The following is a 13,894-nucleotide window of genomic DNA, read 5'->3' on the forward strand; positions in this document are numbered from 1 at the left end:
CGTTGCCACCCAACGGCGTGAGAGACGAAAGAAGCGCTCATTTTCTCCGGGAGAGGCCATCGAGCAGGAAGTCGAGGCCTTTGCGGAAAGCGCCATCCCAATCATTGTCCAACAGCAGGCGAGAGCGTTCGATTGCCGGGTAGCGTTCGCCGAGATGTGTAAGGCGCTGCTGTGCCGCGGCCCTGTCGTTGTCCGAGAAGTCGAAGCTCGCCCGTGTAATGGTGGCGCCCATCACATAGTTCCAAAGCGACCATATCGCGGCATTCACATTGGCATCCGTGACACCGGCTCCAGACAAGGTTCTGCTCAGCAGTTCCAGGCGGCCGAGGATGTTCGGGCCAAGCGCCCGGCGCGGCAACAGCGATGCCGACCAGGGATGGCGCAGCATGCCGATGCGCCAGTCCTCGAGCATATGAACGACTTCTGCGCGCCAGTCTTGAGACACAATCGTTGCCAGCGGTCCGTGATATTCGAGCACCGAGTCGAGCGCCAGATCGAAGACGTCGTCTTTGTTGTCCACATGCCAATACAGGCTCATCACGCCCGAGCCGAGGCGATCGGCCAGCCGACGCATCGTCAATCCGTCGAGCCCTTGAGCGTCCAACAATTCTACTGCGGTCGCCACGATGCGCTCCCGCGAGAGCGGCGGCTCACTGCTCGGCTCCTGCACGGGCTGAAGCGGCTCCCGTGCCCGTTGAGATCGTTTGCTCCGCGCGCCGCTACGCTTGGCTGCCATCCGTCTTCCTCACTGGTCGGAACCTCGATTTTGGCAGGCAACGTCAGGAATGTCGATGTCGAGCGATTGACTCGTGCCGTGTACTATACGATGCCTCGTACACAATATGGTACATTGTACTAGAGCTATCAGCGAGTTCAATTATTCCGGCCGCGAGGACATTGATCGCGGTCCGTGGAGCCGAGAGAAAATCATGTCACGTGCAATCAAGCATCTGCTTATCGGAGGGCTAATCATCATGACCACAGCGGCAACAGCGAATGAGAGCGATCTCAAGCCGACCATCGTCAATCCGCAGACCCTCTACGACCCGTCGCCAAACGGCTACAGTACGGCGGTGATCACGCCCCGCGGGGCCCGGTTGGCCTACATCTCCGGCCAGGGCGGCCAGGACAGCATGGGCGCCCTGTCGCCCGATTTCGCTGTCCAGGTGAAGCAGGCCTATGCGAACCTTCGCAGCGCGCTCGAGGGGATCGGAGCCAGGCCGGATCAGGTCGCCAAGCTCACGATCTTCGTGGTCGATCATGATATGTCCAAGCTCGAGGTGCTGACGAAGAACGTCAAGGCCATGTTCGGCGAGGCGCTGCCGGCGCAGACCCTCGTGCCTGTTCCCAAGCTTGCCATCGACCCCATGCTGTTCGAGGTGGAGGCCGTGGTCGTGCTTGATTAGCGCGGCGCCTGGCGGGTTCTGCGATGGAAGGCTGCTTGCGGCTGAATCCAATGCAGGCCGGCATTGGTGCCGGCCTGCATCATTCATTGGGCCGCTGCCGCGACCTTTCGCGATTGAACGAGCGTGCCAAAACCGAGGTCTTCGATGAGCTGGACCTGGGCGCTCGCCTATCGCGAGGCCTCCACCACGGCCTACGCCGATGCGTTCCTGGTGATCATGGTCGCGTTCGTCATCGTGACCGCACTGGTTCCGTTCCTGCGCAACGTCGCGCCGAAGCCGCCGCCCCCGGACGCACACTGAGGGATACATCATCGATTGCGGGTTGGACCCTCACATCAGCGGGGCTGCCATCTGGTCCCGCCTTTGCGCCCTGATATGTCAGGTTGCGATCCATCACATGAGCAACCCAGTGAAGTCATCCAGCCTGGCAGGCGTCGTTTCCCCCATGATCCCGGTGCTCGTCTGCGCGCTCGGTATCTTCCTCCTGTCGGCGATGGATGCGGCGATGAAGGTCCTGGTCATCGCCGTGGGCGTCTACAACACGGTGCTGTGGCGCAGCATGCTGGCGACGGTGGTCGCCGGCGCGGGCTGGTCGGCAGGGACGCGCTCGTGGCCCACGCTTTCCGTGCTGAGGCTGCATGCGCTGCGCGCCGTGGTCGTCGGCATCGTTTTGTTGTCCTTCTTCTGGGGGCTTGCCAGGCTGCCGCTGGCCGAAGCGATCGGGCTCAGCTTCGTCGCGCCTCTGTTTGCGCTCCTGCTGGCGGCGATGCTCTTGGGCGAACGCATACAGCGCCAGGCGATCTGGGCCTCGCTGGCAGGCATCGCCGGCGTCATAATCATCATGGCCGGGCAGTTCGGGCAGGCAAGCTATCCCAAGGATGCGCTGCTCGGCACAGCGGCGGTGCTCGCATCGACGGTGTTCTACGCCTACAATCTGATCCTTGCGCGACGGCAGGCCCAGGTGGCCAAGCCGATCGAGATCATGCTGTTCCAGAACCTTTGCGTCGCGATCACGCTTGGCTTTGCCGCGCCCTGGCTCGCCGTCGCCCTGCCGGGCAATCTCTGGCTTCCGCTGGCCGGGGTGACGGCGCTGTCGCTCGCCGGCCAGTTCCTGATGAGCTGGGCCTATGCGCGCGCCGAAGCGCAATATCTGATCCCGACGGAATATTCGGCCTTCATCTGGGCGGTCGCGATCGGCTGGTTCTTCTTCAACGAGGCGGCGACCTGGAGCACGCTGACGGGAGCCGGCCTTATCGTGGCAAGCTGCCTGATCGCCTCACGCTCCAATCCCCGGCTTGCCGAGCCGATCGAAGCCGCGGTTTGAGGGTCCCCGCGACACGCTTCGGGCGCTGCTGCCCTTGTCGCCGACACGGGCGGGCAGCAGGACCCGTTACAGCGATCGGTTCGATTTGCACAAGTATTAGATGTTTCTAATGTTAAATTTGGATGCAGCGGTGGCGCGCCAACCAAAAATGAACATGGCTGCGCAGCGGATTTTTAAATTGACAAGAGTGTATCCGCTGTGATGACAGTCATTGTGAGGTTGATAATTTCCAAATTTCTTGGTTCAACTTCCGGATCAGGTTTCGCAAGACGCCGCACTTGGCGTTCGTGGTCGCGATACTGAAGCGATGATACCTTGGAGGACGTTGCGTGAACCTGATCCTTGCAGTCATCATGATCACCCTTCACCCCGTCCCGTATTGGATCTGCGGTCCGTCCGGCGCCGGGCATATGCCGGTGTGCCAAGGCGTGACCATAGGCGTGACCTTATAATCCTCACCACAAGAATTATCGCGGCGGCATCCGGGAACGAGGCACGGCGTACCAGTTGGCCGTGACGGCCGGGCGGGTTGCGATCGGCATCTTCGATGCGGCGCCGGCCGGGCGCTTTGACGCACTATTTCCTAAGTGGCAATTGCACGCCCCGTCAAAAAGCAGGGGAGCGTTCGGGTGACCTGAATCAAGCATGGTCGCAGGCAGATCGGCGCGTGTTGAAACTTTTATTAAATATTCCGTCGGACGAATTACTGTCCGTAGACCATTTCCCGGATCGTTGTGCTTTCAGTCCAGAAAATCTCACTGAACAGTCGATGTAATGTTGATCTATGTGGCAAGTTCCCGGAACGATATCGTGCGTGGCAACGTTGGTCCGGATGCACCCGCCTCGAACCCGTGTCGAGCGGTTCAAGCAGGCCTGGCATCACGAGGAGAATTTGTCCGATGAGCTTCTTCGTCAACGCTTTGGGCGTTCCTCTTCCCTACAGCGGCGCTTCCAACCACTGGTTCTCGGCGGCAGGGTCCGGACCGGACTTGTACGGCAGCTCCGGAAACGACTCCATCTACGGAGCATCCGGTGTCAACGTCACCATGCACGGCGGCACGGGCGACGACATCTATTACCTCTATGCGGCGGGCAACAAGGTGGCCGAGGGCGTTGGGGCCGGCATCGACACGATCAGCACATGGATGAGCTACAAGCTCCCCGACAATGTCGAGAACCTCATCGTCACACACGCCAATAATTTTGCTTTCGGGAATGGGCTGGACAACATCATCACCGCCACGGCCGGACACCAGACGCTGGACGGCGGCGCGGGAAACGATGTGCTGATCGACGGCGGCGGCGGCTACGACACTTTCATCGTCTCGAAAGGCAATGGAAGCGACCTGATCGCGAATTTTGCCGCCACCGACACCGTGCGCCTCAACGGCTACGGGTTCACGTCGTTCGACGCCATCCACTCGAGCATGATCCAGGCGGGATCGAACGTGCTGTTGAACCTCGGATCCGGCGAGATCCTCGAGTTCAAGGACACGACCATCGACAAGCTGCAGCCCAGCCAGTTCGAATTGCCGATCGACAAGTCCGGAATGAGCCTGTCCTTCAGCGACGATTTCAACACGCTGAACCTTCACAATAGCCAGGGCGGCACTTGGGACACCAACTTCTCGTGGGGAGCGCCCAACGGCAGCACCTTGAGCGGCAATGGCGAACTGCAGTGGTACATCGACGCCAATTACGCACCGACGAGTTCCGTCCACCCGTTCAGCGTGAACAACGGCGTGCTCACCATCACCGCGGCGCAGGCGCCGGCGGATATCAAGCCGCTGATCAACAATTACGAATACACCTCCGGCATCCTGACGACCCACGATTCCTTCTCGCAGACCTATGGCTATTTCGAAATGCGGGCCGACCTGCCCGAGCACGCCGGCGCCTGGCCGGCCTTCTGGCTGCTGCCGGAAGACGGTTCGTGGCCGCCGGAACTCGATGTCGTGGAGACTGCCGGCCAAGCCCCGAACTCGTTGATCATGACGGCGCACACGAATGAAACCGGTACGCACGTCAAGGTCTCCTCGACGGTGAGTGTCTCGGATACCGCCGGCTTCCACACCTATGGCCTGCTGTGGACGCCGGACAAGCTCGTCTGGACCTATGACGGTGTGCAGGTCGCCGAAGCCGCGACACCGGCCGACATGAACAAGCCGATGTACATGCTGGCCGATCTCGCGGTCGGCGGCTTTGCCGGCACCCCTCCGGATCACCTGGCCACGCCGGCCGAGATGAAGATCGACTACATCCGCGCCTATACGCTGGACAATGCGCCGGCGAACGCCCTGAACAGCAGCACCGCCACGCACAGCATCGCCAGCAGCACACTGCATGGCGGTTCCGAGTTTGGAGGCCACGCCTGAGGTCTCGGGATCATGCAGCCGGGGAATGCCGAAATGACTGGACCGTCCGGCCTGCGTCCGGTTTTCATGCGCGCCATCGCCGATGTCGGCGTCTTCTCTTTGTTGATCAACATCCTGCTGTTGGTGATCCCGCTCTACCTGCTGCAGGTCTATGACCGCGTGCTGCCATCCTCCAGCGTCGAGACGCTTGTCTATCTCTCGGCCATTGCGGTTCTTGCGCTCGCTTTCCTCGGGCTGCTGGACGCGATCCGCGCCGTTTACACCCAGCGCGTCGCGGCGACCGTCGACCGGAAGCTGGGCGCTGGCACATTCGCGGTTTCGCTTGGCGCAAGATATGCCGGCGGCCTGTCGCCGCTGCGCGACCTTGCCTCGGTCTGCGCCTTCATCAGGTCGCGCGGCGTGGCGGTGGTGTTCGACCTGCCCTTCGCTCCGGTCTTCTTCGCCCTGCTCTATCTCATCCATCCGGTGCTGTTCTGGGTGACGGTCGCCGGCGCGGCGCTTCTGCTTTTCCTGGTCGTGGCCAATCAGCTTGCCATCGGCAGGAACGACGCTTTCTCGGCCGAGCGTTCGGCTTTGGCTAGCCAGGCGGAACAGGCCTTTGCCCGCAATGCCGAGACGCTGCGCGCCATGGGCATGGTGGGGAACGCCGCGCGGGTCTGGGGAGGGTACGTCGCGGCTGCACTCACCTTCCATGACCGTTCCTCGAGTGCCAATGCAATCTTCAGCGGCGCCTCGCGGGCGCTGCGCATGATGCTGCAGCTGGCGATCCTCGGCACCGGCGCATGGCTGGTGCTCAGGGGGCAGATGACGGCAGGCATGATCTTCGCGTCCTCGCTGGTATCGTCGCGGGCACTGCAGCCGCTCGACCAGTTGATCGGCGCCTGGCGGCAGATCGCCGATGCCCGGCGAGCGTGGAAACGGCTGGAGACGGCGCTTGCGGCGCGTCCGGCTGAAGCGCGCAAGCTGATCCTGCCCGATCCTACCGGCGCGATTTCCGTGCAGGACGTTTTCTTCATGGCGCCGAATGCCCAGCCTGGCACCGAACCCATCCTCAAGCGCCTGAACTTCCAGATCGGCGCCGGCGAAGCGTTGGCCATCGTCGGCCCGAGCGGCGCCGGCAAATCGACGCTGGCGCGGTTGCTTGTGGGCGCCGCCCAGCCGACCGGCGGCGCGGTCAGGATCGACGGCGCCGACCTCAGGACCTGGGACGAAAGCCTGCTCGGAAAGCATCTCGGCTACCTGGCCCAGGAGGTGGAGCTCTTTCCAGGGTCGATCGCGCAAAACGTCGCCCGCTTCGACCCCGATGCGGATGACGCCTCGATCATCGAGGCAGCAAGGCGGGCCGAGGCGCATGAACTGATCCTGGCGCAGCGGGACGGCTACCAGACATTGATAGGCCCGTCGGACAGGACGCTGTCGGGTGGCGAGCGCCAGCGGATCGGGCTTGCGCGCGCCTTTTACGGCAAGCCCAAGATCCTCGTGTTGGACGAGCCCAGCGCCCATCTCGACGGCGCGGGCGAAGCCGCGCTCGAAGCGGTGCTTGCCGCCGTGAAAGCGGCCGGCGTCACGACAATCGTGATCACGCACCGTCCTTCGATCGCCGCGTCCTGCGACCGCGTGATGCTTTTGCGCGGCGGCGTGATCGAAGCCTTCGGCCCAAGCGGCGAGGTGTTGCGGCAGTCTGGGGCCAGCACGGGCGCCGGCAAGGGCATTCCCCGGCAGAATCCCGTGGTGACGGGCTCGTTCGCCACGACGGTCCGCATGCATAACACCCGCTTTGGATCATAGACCATGGCGGTGCAGAGCCTCGCCCGGGAAGGCAGTCCGCGCACCGACATAAGGCGTGTGGCATCCGCCGGATACGCGGCAATAGCGCTATTGGTGGGTTGCTTTGGCTATTGGGCCGTCACGGCGCCGTTGTCTGGAGCGGTGATCACGCAAGGAACGATCTCGGCGACAGGCGGAAACATCCTGATCCAGCATCCCGAGGGCGGCATCATCCAGGAATTGCTGGTCCATGAAGGCGATCGCGTGCAACAGGCCCAGGATCTGATCGTGCTGGACCCGACAGCCGCGCGGGCCGAGCTCAACCGGTTGACGCGACAGTCGATCGCGCTCAGGGCGAGCGCGGCGCGGCTGGAGGCGGAACGCGACGGGTTGGACCGGCTGGCGCCAATCACCGAAACGGCGCCAGCACCGTTCCAGCACGATTTCGAGACGCTGGTTGAAGAACAGCAGAAGGAATTCGACGCCAGGCTCGCCCGGTTTCGATCGGAACAATCGATCCTCGTCCAACGGGTGGCCATGCATCGACAGTCGGTCGTGGGATTGCAGGCCCAGAAACAGGCTATTCAGCAACAGGCCGACGTGGTGAGGAAGGAACTCGGCATCAAGACCGGCCTGCTGGACAGAGGCCTCACCAATCGTAGCGAATACTCCCAGCTTTTGCGCAGCGAAGCCGATCTTGTCGGGCAAGCCGGGGCGCTGGAGGCCTACCTTGCGACGGCCAACACCCAGATCGTCGAGGCCGAGGAACAGACCGAGCACCTCGCCACGCAGCGCGTGGAGGAGGCGCTGACGAAGCTGGACGACGTTCGCTCCAACCTGGCCGACATCGAGGAACAGATCAGGGCGGCCGAGGCGGTGCTGCGGCGAACGACGATCAAGGCACCGGCGGCGGGCATCGTGGTCTCGTCAACCTACAACTCCAAGGGCAGCGTGGTTGGCCCCGGCGAAAAGATCATGGAGATTCTGCCCACGGCACCGGGCCTGGTCGTCGATGCAAGGCTGCGGCCGAACGACATCGATCAAGTCCGTGTCGGCCAGCCGGCGAAGCTGCGATTGTCCGCCTTGAACACGCGGCTTACCCCGGAGGTTTCAGCCACCGTGACACAAATTTCCGCGGACCGGCTCATCGATCAGGCTACGCACGAGCCCTATTTCCGCGCCAGGCTGAAGATTGCCGCCGAGCTGCCGTCCGGTGTCAAGCCCGAGCAGCTTTATCCAGGGGCGCCGGTCGAGGCGTTCATCAACACGGGCGACCGGACATTCCTGGAATATCTGGCGCGACCGATGCTCGATTCCTTCGCTCGGGCCTTCGCGGAGCGCTGACTGTCAGCGCACCACTTCGCGGTGGGCGCCGGGCAGGCGGGTGGCGATCAGCTTGTCGATGCGGCGGCCGTCGAGGTCGACCACTTCGAAGCGCCACCCCTGAGCGTCGACGCATTCGCCGGTCGCCGGCAAATGATGCATGTGCGACAGGACATAGCCGGCGACGGTCTCGTAGTCGCGGTTTTCGGGCAGGTCGATGCCGAGAACCTCGGCCATCTCGTCGGCCTGCATATAGCCGGCAAGCAGCCATGAACCGTCCTCGCGCTTGACGGCGTTCTCCTCGTCGCCGGCATCGAGGTCCGCGCGGAACACGCCGGTGATGGCCTCCAGGATATCGGCAGGGGTGACGATGCCTTCGAAATGGCCGTATTCGTCATGCACCAGCGCCATCGGCACGTCGGATTCCTTCAGCTTCTGCAGCACGTCAAGCGCATCGGCCTGATCGTAGACGATTGGCGCCGCGCGCACATGCTTGCGCGGGTCGAGCGTGCGGCCGGCCAGGATCGCGGCGAGCACGTCACGCGTCTGGACGACGCCGACCATGACATCGACGCCGCCGTCGCCCGCCGGCAGGCGCGAATGCTGGGTCTCGACCAACAGCCTGCGGATGGCCGCCTCATCGGATTGCAGATTGATCCAGTCGACCTCGGTGCGCGGCGTCATCACCGCGCGCACGGCGCGGTCGCCAAGCCGCATGACGCCGGCGATCATGCGCCGCTCGTCGGATTCGATGGTGCCGTGGTGCTCGGCCTCGGCGACCAGCATCTTGATCTCCTCGTCGGTGACCTTCTCCTCGCTTTCGCCACGCTGGCCGAGCAGCCACAGGATGGCGCGGCCGGAAATGTCGAGCAGGAAGACCAACGGCGCCGAGACGGTGGCAAGGATGGTCATCGCCGGCGCCACCCTGGCCGCAACCCGCTCGGGGTCGCGCAGCGCGATCTGCTTGGGCACCAGTTCGCCGACGATCAGCGAGAAATAGGTGATGATTGCAACCACGATGCCGACGCCGAGCGGATCGGCGACGGTCTCCCTCATGCCGGTCGAGGCCAGGAACTGCGCCAGCCGTTCGCCCAGCGTGGCGCCGGAAAACGCGCCCGACAGCACGCCGACCAAGGTGATGCCGATCTGCACCGAAGACAGGAACTTGCCGGGATTGGAGCCGAGCGCCAGGGCGCGGCCGGCGCCTTTGACCTCACGGTCGATCATCGTCTTCAGCCGGGCGGGGCGGGATGAAACGATGGCGAGTTCGGACATCGACAAAAGGCCGTTCACGCAGATGAGGACGACCACGATAGCAATTTCAACGTATAGCATGAGGGCTCAATAGCATTGCGGCGGGCCGCTCGAAAATAGTCCTTCATGATTTTTGGAAGATGACGATCGCGGCTCTTGGGCGACATCCGGCGGCAACATCGAAGAACACGCCGCGATTTTCAATCCGATCCCGGGCCGACCGGTCTACGTGCGCATGATTTCACTGCGGCTGCTTCAGCACGCCGATGATCGCCTTGCCGTCGGTGAAATAGGGGTCGCCGCCGCCATTGCGGCCGGTTTTGGTGGCGCCGATGCCGGCCAGCTCGCTGGTCGAGATCAACTCGCCAGCGGCGCGCAGGTCGCCGATGAGAAAATCGCGCTCGGCGTCGATGTCGGGGCCGATATGGTGGGTGATGGCGCCGGTGTCGTGGCTCAGCCCCACGCCGCGATCGAAGCTCGCGGAGCCCAGCCAAAGCGGACGGCCATCGTCGCCGACCGTATCCGTCTGCCAGAAGCGGACATGGTGGCGCCGGTCGGCGCTGTCTCCGACCGGCTTTTCGAAAGCGAGATCCTGGGCGCGGCCTTCGAACAGCAACCGGCTCATCGGCGCATCGGGATAGGGGCGGGAAAACAGGACACTTTCGCCGATGTCGATGGCGGTCCTCAAGGTGACGGCATCGGCGGTGTCCCAGCCGGCGACCGCGAAGGCGTGGACCACCTCTTTTTCAGTACCGACGAGACCGATATTGATCGGGTCGCCGGGAATGCCTTGCGGCGTATGGGTCACCATTTCGAAGCGCTGGTCGCGAAAACCGCGATCCCAAAATGTCCAGAATTCCGGTGCGGCGACATAAGCGAGCGCCAGCCAGGCGGCCAGCAGGGTAGCCACCCAGGTCGTAATGCGTCGCTGGAGGCTTCGTTGGCTCATGAAGGAGGCTCGATCCGTGGGGGTATCTGTTGCCTGACGGTCCTTTGGAAATCAATGGCCACAGATGAGCAGCCGGTCTATCGTCAGCCATCATTTTTCAGGGGGCTGGAATGAAGCTGAAGCCGACGCGCCGGAGATCGATGGCGTTGACCGCCGATCTTGTCGTCAGGGTCGAGCGCATCGAACCGGATCCCGGCCCTGAGCCTGGAACAACCGAGCACACCGATGCGGAGTTCGATGAGTTGGTCGAGCGACTGCTTGCCGAATATCGACCCGAAACGCTGTGGGTCTTTGCCTATGGTTCGTTGATCTGGAATCCCGAATTCGTTCCTGTCGAGCAGCGCCCGGCGACAGCGCCTGGATGGCACCGCTCGTTCTGCCTGAAGTTAACCCGCTGGCGCGGAACACGCCAATTGCCAGCCCTGATGTTGGCGCTCGATCGCGGCGGCAGCTGCAATGGCATTGTCTATAGACTGCCCGCGGAAGATCATTTCGGGCAACTCGGCCAGCTTATGCGCCGCGAGATCGATGCCAATCCGCCAACCAACGTGCCTTGCTGGATCAAGGTCAAGACCAAGGAGGGTCCGCTGCGTGCTCTGGCTTTCGTCGCCGCCCCGGATGGCAAGGCCTATGCCGGACGGTTGCCGTTGGAGCAGGTCGCGGACACGCTGGCGCGAGCCGCCGGACATTGGGGCTCGTCGGCGCAGTATCTGTTCCGGACTGTCAGCAAGCTGGAGGAAAGCGGTATTCGCGACAGGAATCTCTGGCGCATCCAGGATCTGGTGGCACGGCAAATTATCGCATCCACCGGTGACGCTTGAGCTTTTCCTAGCGGCAGGCGCGATAACCGTTCTTGCGGTTCTTGATGTCGAAATGGAAATGGTTGCGGTGGTCGTAATTGTAGCCGGGGCCGAGCACGGTGGTGAAATACTGGCAGCCGTCGGCGCGCACATTGTTGAGGAAGCCGCGGGTGCGGAAGGCGAACAGGCCAGGCTTGCGCACGTCGATGTCGTCGCCATTGTTGAGCTCGATGCTCATGACGTCGAGCGCGTTGCCCTTGCCGTGCTCGGACAGCACGCCTTCGCCGGCGATGTTGCGGCAGGAATAGCTGGAGCCCTGGTGGATGGTCCTGACGCCGGAGAAGTAGCGCCAGCGCGCGGAAGGAACGAGTTCGTTCTTCGTCCATGCGGCAAAGGTGGCGGCCATGTCGCAGGTCAGCGTCGCGGCGGGTTTCATCTGGATGCTGCCGATGGCCGTGACCTTGACCGGATAGTCGATGCCGCACTGGCCCTCATGGATCGGCGCCAGGTCGGTGTAGGCGACATCGAGGCGCTTCAGCTCTCGGCGGCAATCGATCTCGCTGGCCGGAACCTGCTCGACCGGCGACATCGGCTCGTCCATGCGCGGATAGGCGGCCTGCGTCATGTAGGGATTGGACGGGACAAGCTTCTGCATGCCTGTGTATTGCGGCACGGCCGCCGTCTGCGAGCCGACATCGACGGCCGGCTGCAGCGACAGCACGCTGCCGGTGTTGCAGGCCGAAACGGCCGCAAGGGTGAGGCCGGTGGCCAGCAGCATCACGGGTCTCAATCGGCGCGCGGTGGCGAAAAACACGGCGCGAAATTTGCCGGCCATTTGCAGGATCCCACTTCTGGATATCCGGCATTTTAACGATCAAGGGTAAAGGAAAACTCAGCGACCGCGTTCATGCCTGCGGCCGAATTGCGGCGGCGATCCTGCAACAGCCGCGTTTACTGGCAGAACGTGCCGCCATGGCGGCGCGGTTCGAGATCGAGATGGAAATGCAAGGCGTGGTCGGCATCGGCGCCAGGTCCGAGCACGGTCTTGAACGGACCGCAGGCGGCCTTGCGCACGGCGTCGAGGAATTTTGCGTCCTTTTCCGGCGGCGCCGGCCCGACCTCGATCTTCTTGCCGTCCGATAAGGTGAAGCTGGCGATGTCGAGGGCGTTGCCGAAAGCGTGCTCCGAGAGTTTCCTGGTGCCGTTGCGGGGACGGCAGACAAAGGCCGACGCCTGGCTGATCGATTTTAAGTCGGCGCCGAATTCGGCCTTTGCAGCCGGCTGCACGACGTCCGCGGCAAACCGGGCGGCTGCCTCGGCCATCGGGCAGTTGAGCTCGGTGCTGGGGGCAATCGCAATCGACTTGCCCAGGCTCTTCAGCACCAGCGGATAGGGGATCGAGCAGCCGATTTCGGGATTGCTTTCAGCCTTGTGCTCCTCGAATTCGACGCCGAGCGCCTTCAACCGCTCGCGGCAAGCGACTTCCTCCGCCGGCATTTTCGCGTCGGGCAGATCGGCAGAGCGCGGGTCGGGGAGCATCTTCTCGTCGCCGGCATCCGCTGGTTTTTCAGGCGGCGTCGGCGCGACATCAGGCGGCTGAGCCCCTGGTTCGGCGGTGTCGGGCCTTTGTGTCGGGACCGGGACTTCGGCCGGCGGCTCCGGCTCGTTTTCCGTATCGGCGGATGGCTCCGAGGCTGGCGGTCCGGGGTGCGCCTGCTTTTCCTGACGGGACTTATCTTCATTGAACCGACCGGCCGCCCCGGCGGTCTTTGGCACGTCCGCCTTTTGTTCCTCCGTCGTCGCGGCATCGGTCTTCGGCGCGTCCGCGGGACGCGGTTCAGGCACTGGAACATCGGCAGGCGAGGCCTGCCGGTCCTGCGTCTTCCGTTGTGCCTTGTCCGGAGTGATATGGTCCGGGGTGATGTGCCGCTTGCCCCGTGATTTCAGGCGCTGCCTTGCCCGGGGTGCCAGCGGTTGGTCGGCACGCGGTGTCAGCGGCTGCTCCATCCGTGGCGCCGGTCGTCCGTCATGCCTGTGACGATGCTTGGCGTCGGCCGGGGTCACGAGCAAGGTGGCGGCCATCAACGACAACGCCAGTCTGCGAAACAGGGAAAAGCTCAGCGTTGCCATCGCTTCGAAACGGCGCCGGCATGCCGAAGTTGCCTGGAAGGCGCTTTCCCCCGATCACAATCGGTAACCGCGCCGTTACGCGCCAATTGCTTCGAGGCCTTCCTCCAGCCAATCGGCGAGCAGCGGCATGCCGAGCAAGTATTTCGCCGTGCGCCTGTTGGCGCGTTCGCGCGCCGCCGTCACGGCATCGGACCATTCCGCCGCGTCATAGTCGCCGCGGCCGACCCAGGCCAGTGCGATCAGTTCGGCCGCCTCGTCGACATTGAGGTCGTTGATCAGCTCGCGAAATTCCTCTTCGGTCAGGTTCTCCGAACTTTCCTCGGCGAGGCCATCATGATGATGATTGTCGTGGGTGCCGCCGTCGAACTCGATCTCGTGCTCGGCGCCGTCGGCGTAATCCTCGTTGACGGCCGCGCTCAGCGCCTTGGCCTTGAGGATGAACAGGCGCACGGTGTCGGGGCCGATCGTAAGGTCCCAGTCCTTTTCAAGCCGCCGCTGCACGGGCCGTCTCCGTCAGTCGTTTGCCCGGATGATAGCGGATTTGCGGCATCCGTCACCTGATGTTC

Annotated in this window: 13 protein-coding genes; 7 read left to right on the forward strand and 6 right to left on the reverse strand. The window is 63.4% G+C overall.

Annotated elements, in window-relative coordinates; genetic code table 11:
• Nucleotides 1-37: 37 nt before the first annotated feature.
• A complete protein-coding gene (locus FJ978_RS09445) occupies nucleotides 38-736 on the reverse strand; it encodes a TetR/AcrR family transcriptional regulator C-terminal domain-containing protein (RefSeq protein WP_013893551.1) in 699 nt (232 codons plus the stop codon).
• A gap of 193 nt (nucleotides 737-929) precedes the next feature.
• Between FJ978_RS09445 and FJ978_RS09450 the strand changes: the two genes are divergently transcribed.
• The 6 genes from FJ978_RS09450 to FJ978_RS09475 all read left to right on the forward strand — a co-directional run bounded on the left by FJ978_RS09450 (nucleotide 930) and on the right by FJ978_RS09475 (nucleotide 8,216).
• Nucleotides 930-1,406 carry a RidA family protein gene (locus tag FJ978_RS09450; protein ID WP_140571968.1) on the forward strand — a complete coding sequence of 159 codons (477 nt, stop codon included), beginning with the start codon at nucleotides 930-932 and terminating at the stop codon, nucleotides 1,404-1,406.
• Nucleotides 1,407-1,550: 144 nt separating this feature from the next.
• Nucleotides 1,551-1,706, forward strand: coding sequence for a hypothetical protein (locus tag FJ978_RS09455; RefSeq protein ID WP_224728888.1), 156 nt, complete (start codon nucleotides 1,551-1,553; stop codon nucleotides 1,704-1,706).
• Between the two features lie 97 nt (nucleotides 1,707-1,803).
• On the forward strand, nucleotides 1,804-2,730 hold the full coding sequence (locus FJ978_RS09460) for a DMT family transporter (protein ID WP_140571970.1): 927 nt from the start codon (nucleotides 1,804-1,806) through the stop codon (nucleotides 2,728-2,730).
• Between the two features lie 899 nt (nucleotides 2,731-3,629).
• Nucleotides 3,630-5,105: a family 16 glycosylhydrolase gene (locus FJ978_RS09465; protein ID WP_140571972.1), complete on the forward strand. Its 1,476-nt coding sequence runs from the start codon at nucleotides 3,630-3,632 to the stop codon at nucleotides 5,103-5,105.
• 33 nt (nucleotides 5,106-5,138) lie between these two features.
• Entirely contained in the window at nucleotides 5,139-6,893 is a 1,755-nt protein-coding gene (locus tag FJ978_RS09470) for a type I secretion system permease/ATPase (RefSeq protein ID WP_140571974.1), read from the forward strand.
• A gap of 3 nt (nucleotides 6,894-6,896) precedes the next feature.
• Entirely contained in the window at nucleotides 6,897-8,216 is a 1,320-nt protein-coding gene (locus FJ978_RS09475) for an HlyD family type I secretion periplasmic adaptor subunit (protein ID WP_140571976.1), read from the forward strand.
• A gap of 3 nt (nucleotides 8,217-8,219) precedes the next feature.
• On the opposite strand, the gene FJ978_RS09480 is transcribed toward FJ978_RS09475, so the two are convergent.
• Together FJ978_RS09480 and FJ978_RS09485 are read right to left on the reverse strand one after the other, a co-directional pair.
• Nucleotides 8,220-9,530: a hemolysin family protein gene (locus FJ978_RS09480; RefSeq protein WP_140571978.1), complete on the reverse strand. Its 1,311-nt coding sequence runs from the start codon at nucleotides 9,528-9,530 to the stop codon at nucleotides 8,220-8,222.
• A 160-nt stretch (nucleotides 9,531-9,690) separates the two neighbouring features.
• Nucleotides 9,691-10,398, reverse strand: coding sequence for an LssY C-terminal domain-containing protein (locus tag FJ978_RS09485; RefSeq protein WP_140571980.1), 708 nt, complete (start codon nucleotides 10,396-10,398; stop codon nucleotides 9,691-9,693).
• Between the two features lie 110 nt (nucleotides 10,399-10,508).
• Between FJ978_RS09485 and FJ978_RS09490 the strand changes: the two genes are divergently transcribed.
• Nucleotides 10,509-11,219 carry a gamma-glutamylcyclotransferase gene (locus FJ978_RS09490; RefSeq protein ID WP_013893562.1) on the forward strand — a complete coding sequence of 237 codons (711 nt, stop codon included), beginning with the start codon at nucleotides 10,509-10,511 and terminating at the stop codon, nucleotides 11,217-11,219.
• A 7-nt stretch (nucleotides 11,220-11,226) separates the two neighbouring features.
• Here the strand turns inward: FJ978_RS09490 and FJ978_RS09495 are convergent, their stop codons facing one another.
• The 3 genes from FJ978_RS09495 to FJ978_RS09505 form a co-directional block, all read right to left on the reverse strand.
• On the reverse strand, nucleotides 11,227-12,033 hold the full coding sequence (locus FJ978_RS09495) for an extensin family protein (protein WP_140571982.1): 807 nt from the start codon (nucleotides 12,031-12,033) through the stop codon (nucleotides 11,227-11,229).
• 116 nt (nucleotides 12,034-12,149) lie between these two features.
• A complete protein-coding gene (locus tag FJ978_RS09500; protein ID WP_181176771.1) occupies nucleotides 12,150-13,205 on the reverse strand; it encodes an extensin family protein in 1,056 nt (351 codons plus the stop codon).
• Between the two features lie 198 nt (nucleotides 13,206-13,403).
• Nucleotides 13,404-13,829, reverse strand: coding sequence for a DUF3775 domain-containing protein (locus FJ978_RS09505; RefSeq protein WP_023779878.1), 426 nt, complete (start codon nucleotides 13,827-13,829; stop codon nucleotides 13,404-13,406).
• Between the last annotated feature and the right edge of the window lie 65 nt (nucleotides 13,830-13,894).

Origin of the sequence: Mesorhizobium sp. B1-1-7 (assembly GCF_006442705.1) — a bacterium.
In the GTDB taxonomy this organism is placed as follows: domain Bacteria; phylum Pseudomonadota; class Alphaproteobacteria; order Rhizobiales; family Rhizobiaceae; genus Mesorhizobium; species Mesorhizobium opportunistum.

Bases quoted from the DNA above. Each gene is read 5' to 3' on its own strand.
- FJ978_RS09445 (WP_013893551.1), bottom strand. From the start codon at position 736: ATGGCAGCCAAGCGTAGCGGCGCGCGGAGCAAACGATCTCAACGGGCA.
- FJ978_RS09450 (WP_140571968.1), top strand. From the start codon at position 930: ATGTCACGTGCAATCAAGCATCTGCTTATCGGAGGGCTAATCATCATG.
- FJ978_RS09455 (WP_224728888.1), top strand. From the start codon at position 1,551: ATGAGCTGGACCTGGGCGCTCGCCTATCGCGAGGCCTCCACCACGGCC.
- FJ978_RS09460 (WP_140571970.1), top strand. From the start codon at position 1,804: ATGAGCAACCCAGTGAAGTCATCCAGCCTGGCAGGCGTCGTTTCCCCC.
- FJ978_RS09465 (WP_140571972.1), top strand. From the start codon at position 3,630: ATGAGCTTCTTCGTCAACGCTTTGGGCGTTCCTCTTCCCTACAGCGGC.
- FJ978_RS09470 (WP_140571974.1), top strand. From the start codon at position 5,139: ATGACTGGACCGTCCGGCCTGCGTCCGGTTTTCATGCGCGCCATCGCC.
- FJ978_RS09475 (WP_140571976.1), top strand. From the start codon at position 6,897: ATGGCGGTGCAGAGCCTCGCCCGGGAAGGCAGTCCGCGCACCGACATA.
- FJ978_RS09480 (WP_140571978.1), bottom strand. From the start codon at position 9,530: ATGCTATACGTTGAAATTGCTATCGTGGTCGTCCTCATCTGCGTGAAC.
- FJ978_RS09485 (WP_140571980.1), bottom strand. From the start codon at position 10,398: ATGAGCCAACGAAGCCTCCAGCGACGCATTACGACCTGGGTGGCTACC.
- FJ978_RS09490 (WP_013893562.1), top strand. From the start codon at position 10,509: ATGAAGCTGAAGCCGACGCGCCGGAGATCGATGGCGTTGACCGCCGAT.
- FJ978_RS09495 (WP_140571982.1), bottom strand. From the start codon at position 12,033: ATGGCCGGCAAATTTCGCGCCGTGTTTTTCGCCACCGCGCGCCGATTG.
- FJ978_RS09500 (WP_181176771.1), bottom strand. From the start codon at position 13,205: ATGGAGCAGCCGCTGACACCGCGTGCCGACCAACCGCTGGCACCCCGG.